We start from the raw sequence: 6,919 nt of genomic DNA, 5'->3' as shown, positions 1-6,919 counted from the left end.
GACCGTGCTGAGCAAGGCCGATTCGCAGACCAAGTTGTCCCTGCAACGAGCGTACGAGAACGTTGGAAACTGGACGACGCAGGAACAAACTTGGGAACAAAAGACAAAGACCATTCATGCCGCTAATACCAAGGAGCTGGAACAATTACGTATAAGTATAAGGCAAATCGATGATGCAAAGATCGCAGGTCTAATCGAAAAGGTAAAGCAAACCGAGGCCCGGTATGAGTCTTTGTTTGCCTTGTACAGTTCAGTGAATAGGCAGCTCGACTCCGCCAAAGCGATCAAAAACAAGGAATGGAGTGCCGCTATTCGCACCCAAGCGGATACGTTGAAACCTGTTGTTCAGCTTGCCCGACAAGACATTCGTTTCAAGAAAAAGGAGCTTGCGGAAGCCCGCAAACGAAAGAGCACAGAAGTGAAACGGTTGCGTACTTTACTGGCTGGAGCTGATCCGGTGAAGAAGCAGATTCAAACGGGCAAAAAACAGGCGAGCCTGTCGAGAGAGCGATATTCAAACGCATTGCAGCAGTTCAAGCAGAGTACGAAGCAAGGCCAGTCATCACGTATATTAAGCTCGTTGAACTCATTGGCTGCAGCGGCAGAGAAATGGGCAGGCTCCAAACAACATATCTATACACTGGAACAGAAGGTAAGTGCTACCTATGCCAAAGTCAGACAGGAACTGATCAAGAGACCTAAATAAAAGCGAGCTACATGATCCTTTTTACCACTACCGATAAACAACAGTATAGTCGATGAGAAGACAGGACTGTGGTACACTCGAAGCAAACGAGGCGGCAGGAGGATATGAATGGCAGATAAAGAAGATTTGACCCGGTTCGGTGTGGCATTTCCCACGCCTCTGATCGAACAGTTTGACAGCTATATCGAAGAGCAGGGATACAAAAACCGTTCGGAAGCTTTCCGTGATTTGGTCCGTAAAACATTGCTGGAGCCCTCTGCATTGCATTCCGAGCAGGATGTAGCCGGAACCATTGTGATGGTGTATGACCACCATATCAGTGATCTCCCTATTCGGTTAATGGAGCTGCAGCACGAGGCACACCATGACATCATCTCCAATATGCATGTGCACCTGAACCATGATCAGTGTTTGGAGGTCATTGCGGTGCGGGGCAACTTAGGACGATTGCGTCATCTGCATCAGCAGATCCAGGTCCAAAAAGGAGTACTGTATGCTGAGCTGTCCGTAACGTATGTGGATGAGCTTAACAAAATGGCAAGCCACCACAGTCCTCACAATCATGATCACAGCCAAAATCAACAAAGTCATCATAATCCTCACAATTCTCCTGATTCTTCAACGGATTAACTTTCAAAATTTCAATAACCGATTCATTGGCTTTAGCCGACTTTGTCCATAGCACGTATTTAGAACAACAGATTATTGGTCCATTACCGATAATCTGTTGTTCTTTTATTTTGTTAAAATACCTAACTTCAAAAAGCGATTCATCTACCGATTACCCTGTAAATCTCATTTAAACCCCCTGTAAATGAAAATAAATGGATTTTGAAGTTAAGTTTGTTGACACAACAAAACTGTTCTGTGCTACAATTTTCAAAAAAAGTAACACGGAATTGGGTTGGATAGTGAAAATTAAAGGGGGAACAGCGTAGATGCGCGGATTTTCATGGGGGAAACGATCGGTTAGAGCGGGATTAGGCATTTTACTTATATGTACAGTTGGGTTATCGGGATGTACACAGGGGAAATCATCAACAATAGAGAACGCCCAGCAGGCGGCTTCTCTTCCCAAAGACGAATTAGTGCTGGCTGTTGGTACGGAACCGGAAGGTGGATTTGATCCAACTACGGGTTGGGGACAGTATGGTTCGCCGCTCTTCCAGAGTACCTTGCTGAAAAGGGATGCCAAGCTTCAGTTGGTCAATGATCTGGCGACAGACCATTCCGTTAGTGAAGATGGGCTGACCTGGACCGTAACACTACGAGATGATGTAAAGTTCTCCGATGGCGAGCCACTCACGGCCAAAGATGTCAGGTTTACGTTTGAAACGGCTGCCAACAGCGGATCGGTCATCGATTTGACCAATATGGCTAATGTGGAAGCCCCAGATGCAACAACGGTCGTCTTCACATTAAAGTCGTCGCAGTCCACGTTTATCAGTCTTCTGACTACGCTCGGCATTGTGCCTCAGCACGCCTATGGTCCTGATTATGCCGAGCATCCAGTCGGGTCCGGTCCATACAAGCTGGTGCAGTGGGATAAGGGTCAGCAGGCGATCGTTGAGGCGAACGAGCAATACTACGGGAAAAAGTCTACATTCCATAAACTGACGTTTCTTTATCTTGATGAGGATGCAGCTTTTGCGGCTGCTCAGGCCGGTACAGTCGATATCGCGGCTATCTCGGCGGCGTTCAGCAAGCAGCAGGTAAACGGAATGAAGCTGGAATCGGTAAAAACAGTCGATAACCGGGGCATCATGTTCCCGATGCAACCTGCAGGCGCCCAGTCTGGTGACGGTCTGCCAGCAGGTAACGATGTTACGTCCGACATCTCCATTCGCAAGGCGGTAAATGTGGCAATTGAACGAACTGCTTTGGTGGAAGGGGTGCTGGAGGGACATGGTCGTCCGGCTTATTCGGTCAGTGATGATCTGCCTTGGGGCAATCCGGGTTCTGTATTTGCAGATGCGGATGTGGCTGAAGCGAAGCAGATTTTGGCTGATGGCGGCTGGGTAGATACAGATGGTGATGGAATTGTGGAGAAGAACGGCACAAAGGCCGAGTTCAATCTGCTTTATTTTGCAGGGGATTTAACGAGACAATCACTGGCTCTGGCTGCTGCGGATATGGTAGCCGAGGCAGGGATCAAGATCAATGTAGAGGGAAAGAGCCGGGAAGAGACGAAAAAGCTGGCCTACACCAATGCCGTATTATTTGGCTGGGGCAGTCATGATCCGCTGGAAACCTACAACCTCTACAGCAGTACACATAAAGGCGAAGGGTATTACAACACTGGATTGTACAGTAATCCAACCGTGAACCACTGGATGCAACAGGCCCTCCAAGCGACAACGGAAGAAGAGGCATTGCCCTTCTGGCAGAAAGCGGAGTGGGATGGATCGACAGGATTCAGTTACCAGGGTGATGCGCCATGGGCATGGCTGGTGAACATTGATCATCTGTATCTGGTGAAGAATGGTCTGAATATCGGTGAACAGCAGATCCATCCACATGGTCACGGGTGGCCGGTGACATCCAACCTGGAGGAATGGTCCTGGGAAGACGATACGAAATAGAAACTCTGCGGTAGCTTTAGCTTGGATTGGGGAGAGATTGGATGGAGGACAGGATGGGGTGGGCCAGATTTGTCGGATTTAAAATGCTGCGGCTTGTATCTTTGCTGGCAGGAGTCAGCGTGGTGTCTTTTATATTGATGCAATTCTCTCCAGTGAACCCGGTGGAGGCCTATATTGGTGGAGACATGATTAGGGTGAGTGCAGAGCAGCGCAGTCTGATTGAAGAACGTTGGGGGCTCAATGATTCACCAATAGAACGGCTGTTTACTTGGGGAAAGGCACTCATTCAAGGAGATCTGGGAACATCGATGATCTATAGGCAGCCGGTTGCAGACATCATCCAGGAACGGTTCATGAATTCTGTCGTTCTTATGGCAGTGGCATGGATGTTCTCTGGTCTGATTGGATTCGGCCTGGGTGTCGTTGCTGCCATGAGACGGGATTCGCGGCTGGATCGTCTGATCTGTTGGTACTGTTACACACTGGCTTCCACACCGGTATTCTGGATTGCGCTGTTACTGCTCATGGTATTCGGTGTATGGCTTGGCTGGTTGCCAATTGGACTTGGTGTACCTGCGGGCATGGCAGCAGATCAAGTGACGTGGGGGGATCGGGCCATACACATGATTCTGCCTGCGCTGACGTTGAGTCTGACGGGCGTCGCCGCCATTGCCTTGCATACCCGGCAGAAGCTGGTGGATGTGCTGGACTCGGATTATATTCTTTTTGCGAGGGCGCGAGGTGAGCGAGGTGTGCAACTGTTTCGTCGTCATGGGTTCAGGCATGTGGTACTGCCAGCTCTGACGCTGCAATTGGCTTCATTTAGTGAATTGTTCGGTGGGGCTGTACTCGCGGAGCAGGTGTTTTCCTACCCCGGCCTGGGGCAGGCCACGGTTCAGGCGGGATTGCGCGGTGATGTACCGCTGCTGCTGGGACTGGTGTTGTGCAGTGCGATATTTGTGTTTACTGGCAATATGCTGGCTGATATGTTGTACCGGTTCATTGATCCGCGTATGAAGGAGGAGACGAGAGGATGAAGCAAACATTGGAACGTCCCTCCCGACCTGCGGCTCAGACTGCACAGCATCCGAAAGTTAACTCTGCCAAAAGTGAGGCGGGGAACAAGAGGAATTGGAGGTCAGTACATCCACGTACTCATGGTCGGAAAGGGTATCCCGATCCCGGCGTCAGCATTCCACGTTTCCGTAATCCGCGCAAATGGGCGCTCATTTGGGGCAGCCTGGGCGTGATCTGGATTGCCATCGTGTGGTTGACAGGCAGACTGCTTCCCGCTGAATCGACGCTGACCTCCTTGATGGATCGGAATCTGGCTCCATCCTGGGCACATCCTTTTGGTACGGATTGGCTGGGAAGAGATATGTTCATGCGTACGTTAAAAGGATTGGCAACGAGCATTCAGGTGGGGCTGCTTGCGGCTTGCGGCGGCGGGTTTATCGCGCTGGTGTTGGGTCTGGCTGCTGCTTCGGGAAAGACTGCTGATCGGGTCATCTCTTGGATCATTGACCTCTTCCTGAGTGTTCCTCACCTGGTATCGCTGGTGATGCTGGCCTTTGTGTTCGGTGGAGGTTTGCCTGGAGTGGCGTTAGCCATTGCCCTGACCCATTGGCCGAATCTGGCCCGCATTGTAAGGGCAGAGATGATTCAGCTGAGATCAGCAGAGTATATTCACATTTCACACAGATTGGGTCATTCGCGAATACGTATTGCGTTGCAGCACATGCTGCCCCATCTGATTCCGCAGCTGTTCGTGGGTGTGCTGCTGATCTTCCCTCATGCCATTCTGCATGAGGCAGCGATTACGTTTCTGGGGCTGGGGCTGTCGGCGCAGCAGCCAGCGATCGGTATTATTTTGTCAGAGTCGATGAGATATTTGTCCGCAGGCATGTGGTGGCTGGCCTTTTTCCCGGGACTCCCATTGTTGTTGGTCGTTCGTGCGTTTGATGTACTGGGCGGTAGTTTGAAGACATTAAAGGGTACCGGCAGTTCAAGGGAGGTAGGATAACATGGCTCTTCTGGAAGTGCAGGGCGTATCGGTTTCATTCCGGCGTGCCCGGGGATGGTTTGGGCACGAGGAGAACCTTGTAATTCAGGATCTGGATCTGTCTGTGAATGAAGGCGAGATTGTAGCGGTCGTAGGGGCAAGTGGATCTGGCAAAAGTGTGTTGGCGCAGGCGATCATGGGCATTCTTCCTGCCAATGCCAAGCTGGAGGGCCGGATAAGCTATGCGGGCGAAACCTTAACCCTGGAGCGACAGCTTCATCTGCGTGGAGATGAACTGGTGTACATTCCACAATCGGTCAGTTATTTGGACCCGTTATTGAAGGTAGGCAGGCAGGTTCATCCTGTAAGCCAAAAGACAGGGCGTAAGCACGGATCGACGCTCCGATCCACGATGCAAAAGGCAGAGCAGGAACTGACGGGACGCTATGGATTGCCACATGGCACGTCGGGAAAATATCCGTTTGAGCTGTCAGGTGGTATGGCTCGGCGGGTGTTGATGGCAACGGCCACCTCCGGTGCTCCGAAACTCATTATTGCAGATGAGCCCACACCTGGCATCCATCCCGAAGTGCTGTCTGAAACGATGAAGCATTTTCGTCAACTGGCGAATGAAGGCGTCGGCATCCTTTGGATTACCCATGATATTACGACTGCCTTGACGGCAGCAGACCGCATATCCGTATTTTACGCAGGCTTCAATGTAGAGACGGCGCAGGTTTGTGATTTTACAGGTAAGGGCGAACGGTTACGACATCCATACACGAAAGCGCTCTGGAGCGCTTTGCCGCAAAACGAATTCCAACCTCTGTCGGGTACCCAGCCTGTAGCAGGTTGGCAACGGGTAGAAGGATGCTCATTTGCACCACGCTGCATCAAAGCGACCACGGATTGCACGAACGAACGTCCTGAGCTGCGCAAGGTGCGCGGTGGGGAAGTGAGGTGCATTCATGCCACTTGAGGCTCGGAAGACAAGTTATCGTTATGGTAAAGACGCTTGGGTGTTCCAGGATATAAATATGAAAGTACAGCAGGGGGAAGTCGTTGGCTTGTGGGGTCCCAGTGGTTGTGGAAAAACAAGTCTTGGACGTATCCTTGCAGGGTATGTGGAACCGATGGCAGGTCAAGTGTTGCTGGATGGGAAGTCGCTTCCCAAAGCCGGTGCCTGTCCGGTTCAGCTTGTATTCCAGCATCCGGAGAAAGCGGTGAATCCACGCTGGCGAATGCGCCGTGTCTTGAAGGAAGCGGCAATCGAGGATCAGGAGCTGCTCAATGACCTGGGTATCCAAACGAATTGGCTGGAGCGTAAGCCCGGTGAATTGTCAGGTGGCGAATTGCAGCGCTTCTGCGTTGCACGCGCACTCGGCACAGCAACCCGTTACCTGATCGCTGATGAGATGACCACCATGCTGGATGCGATTACCCAGGCACAGATCTGGCATACCGTGATGAACATCGCCCGTCAGCGCAATCTGGGACTGTTGGTCATCAGCCATGATCGAGAGTTACTGGACAGGTTATGTGATCGGATTATTCCAATGCCAATATCGTAGTATGCTGGATATCAGTATTTTGCATCATTCGATTACTATCACTAATGGGTACAAATTA

The 6,919-nt window shown here is 50.9% G+C and carries 7 protein-coding genes; all 7 read left to right on the top strand.

Going from position 1 to position 6,919, the window contains the following annotated elements:
* The coding region (locus AMS66_RS28350; protein ID WP_053783966.1) for a hypothetical protein at positions 1–706 on the top strand (706 nt) is incomplete at its 5' end.
* A gap of 108 nt (positions 707–814) precedes the next feature.
* On the top strand, positions 815–1,336 hold the full coding sequence (gene nikR, locus AMS66_RS28345) for a nickel-responsive transcriptional regulator NikR (RefSeq protein ID WP_053783965.1): 522 nt from the start codon (positions 815–817) through the stop codon (positions 1,334–1,336).
* A 308-nt stretch (positions 1,337–1,644) separates the two neighbouring features.
* Entirely contained in the window at positions 1,645–3,288 is a 1,644-nt protein-coding gene (locus tag AMS66_RS28340) for an ABC transporter substrate-binding protein (protein WP_053783964.1), read from the top strand.
* A gap of 41 nt (positions 3,289–3,329) precedes the next feature.
* Entirely contained in the window at positions 3,330–4,325 is a 996-nt protein-coding gene (locus tag AMS66_RS28335) for an ABC transporter permease (protein ID WP_053783963.1), read from the top strand.
* Entirely contained in the window at positions 4,322–5,311 is a 990-nt protein-coding gene (locus tag AMS66_RS28330) for an ABC transporter permease (RefSeq protein WP_082350929.1), read from the top strand. The genes AMS66_RS28335 and AMS66_RS28330 overlap by 4 nt, the downstream gene beginning before the upstream one ends.
* 1 nt (position 5,312) lies before the next feature.
* A complete protein-coding gene (locus tag AMS66_RS28325) occupies positions 5,313–6,269 on the top strand; it encodes an oligopeptide/dipeptide ABC transporter ATP-binding protein (protein ID WP_053783962.1) in 957 nt (318 codons plus the stop codon).
* Positions 6,259–6,861, top strand: coding sequence for an ABC transporter ATP-binding protein (locus AMS66_RS28320; RefSeq protein WP_053783961.1), 603 nt, complete (start codon positions 6,259–6,261; stop codon positions 6,859–6,861). The genes AMS66_RS28325 and AMS66_RS28320 overlap by 11 nt, the downstream gene beginning before the upstream one ends.
* Positions 6,862–6,919: the final 58 nt, after the last annotated feature.

Source organism: Paenibacillus xylanivorans, from assembly GCF_001280595.1.
Taxonomy (GTDB): domain Bacteria; phylum Bacillota; class Bacilli; order Paenibacillales; family Paenibacillaceae; genus Paenibacillus; species Paenibacillus xylanivorans.
Note: the sequence above shows the minus strand (reverse complement) of the source record. Positions and strands in the feature narration are given on the sequence as shown.